The organism is Ideonella azotifigens (assembly GCF_006519715.1).
GTDB lineage: Bacteria > Pseudomonadota > Gammaproteobacteria > Burkholderiales > Burkholderiaceae_C > Ideonella > Ideonella azotifigens.
The window spans coordinates 1-1,933 of record NZ_VIDT01000876.1 but is presented as its reverse complement, the minus strand read 5'-3'; the positions used below and the strand labels follow the sequence as shown (position 1 = coordinate 1,933).

The following is a 1,933-nucleotide window of genomic DNA, read 5'->3' as shown; positions in this document are numbered from 1 at the left end:
GACGGCCACCACCGCGTTCAGCAGGCCGAAGAAGATGCCCGTGCGGATCAGCCCCAGGTGCGGCACCAGCAGCAGCGGGAAGGCCACGGCGACGACCAGCGCGCCCAGGTAATCGAAGGTCAGCACCTGCGAGACCAGGTCCTTCAGGCCGTAGCGCTGGCTGAACTGGCGCTTCAGGATGCGCATGACCAGCGGGATCTCCAGCCCGACCAGCACGCCCACCAGCCCGACCAGGCCGTACAGCAGCACGCGGAACGAGGCGCCGGCCGTGGGCGGCAGGCTGGCATGCGAGGCGAACAGCGCCGCCGGCATCAGCCCGCCAACCAGGCCCACCAGCAGCTCCACGCGCAGGAAGTTCGCCACCAGCTGGCGCTCCACGTACCGGCTCAGCCACGAGCCCAGCCCCATCGCGAACAGGTAGCCGCCAATGATGGTGGAGAACTGCAGCACCGAGTCGCCGAGCAGGTAGCTGGCGAGCGCACCAGCGGCGAGTTCATAGACAAGACCGCAGGCCGCGATGACAAAAACGGATGCGAGCAGCAGCACTTCGGCCGGCTGCACACGGCCCGATTCAGGCACCTCTTCGTGCAGAGGCTCCAGAACGTTCATCCGTGGATGGCGGCGGCCACGATTTGCCCGATCGCGATGAACATGCCCGCCACGACGATGCCCAGCGCCACGTTCTTGTGCTCGACGATCTCTTCCCACAGCTTGTACGGGGTGAGCTTGTCGATGACGGCAAAGCTGATCCACAGCACCAGCACGCCGATCACCGCGTACAGCACCGAGCCCAGCACCACGTCCGGGTGCAGCCATTCGAGGTTCATCGTGTTTTCTCCAAGGAAGTGAGGACGGCAGTGGTCATTTGTGACCGCCTCCGCCGCTGGAATAACCGCCAAACGAACCGCCCCCGCCGCCGACGAACACGCCGCCATGGCTGCGCTGGTTCTGCCGGCATTGCTGGTACTCGGCACTGGCCTCGCCAAAGGTGGCGCGCTGCTGGGCGCAATCGTCGCTGCTGCTGCAGCGGGTCATCAGCAGGATCACGACGATCACCACCACCAGGATGATCACGCCCTGGCTGAGCCCGCCAACGCCTTTGCTGCCGGTGAGGCTGGACAGCGGCGAGGCATCGCTGCGCAGCGCCGCGGCCTGCGGGCCGGTCAGCCCAAAGGCCTTGGCGACCGCATCCGCCGGCAAGGCCTTGCCCAGCGACCAGACGACCTCGTTGGCCGTGCGCTCGCTCGAGAGCATGGCGCCACCGGGGCCGTCGTAATCGGTGACCTCGGCGCGCTCCTCGCGCTGCACGCGCCAATAGAACTCGCCCAGCACCCAGGTGACCTTGGCCTGGTAGCGGTAACGCTGCTTGAAGCGCGTCGCTTCCAGACGGGCGGTGCTGCCCTGCACCACCGGCGCGCCGGTCAGCGGTCGCACCCAGCTCCAGCCGTCTTCGGCATCGACCAGGAAGGCGAAGCCTGCCGTGCGGTGATAGAGCAGGTACTCGCGCCAGAAGGTCTGCTCGTCGTCGTCGCCCGGCGCGGGCAGGTCGCAGCGCTCCTGGTAGCCGACGACCTGCCAGTCCAGTTCGCCCTCGGCGCCCAAGGCCAGCTTGCCGATGCGGCCCAGCGGGATCTGCGGCTGCAGGTTGCCGGGGCCGCTGTTGTTCTGCGCGTAGAAGGCCAGGTCGGCACCCGGCCCCTTGGACACGTCCACCACGGCCTTGCACTGCGGACAGCTCACGCTTTGCGTGGTCGACAGGCTCAGCGTGATCGCAAAGCCGCAGCTGGGGCAGCTGAAGCCCTTGCTGCCGAGCGTCTTCTCGTTTTCCTCGCGCAGGCCGCGCAGCTTCAGCTCGGACAGCGCGACCGAGCGGCCGATGGACCATTGCAGCTGGCCGGCCTCGGCGTCGTCCAGCGTGCCGACCTCGCCGCGC

2 protein-coding genes and 1 pseudogene are annotated in these 1,933 nt (G+C 67.9%); all 3 read right to left on the bottom strand.

All coding sequences use genetic code 11. The features are described 5' to 3' along the window. Positions 1-609: pseudogene (locus tag FKP22_RS28745) on the bottom strand (polyamine aminopropyltransferase); the annotation flags it as partial. Next, positions 606-827, bottom strand: coding sequence for a DUF350 domain-containing protein (locus FKP22_RS28740; RefSeq protein WP_141291541.1), 222 nt, complete (start codon positions 825-827; stop codon positions 606-608). The gene FKP22_RS28740 and the pseudogene FKP22_RS28745, both read right to left, overlap by 4 nt. A gap of 34 nt (positions 828-861) precedes the next feature. Next, a partial coding sequence (locus FKP22_RS28735) for a DUF4178 domain-containing protein (RefSeq protein WP_141291539.1) occupies positions 862-1,933 on the bottom strand: 1,072 nt, incomplete at its 5' end.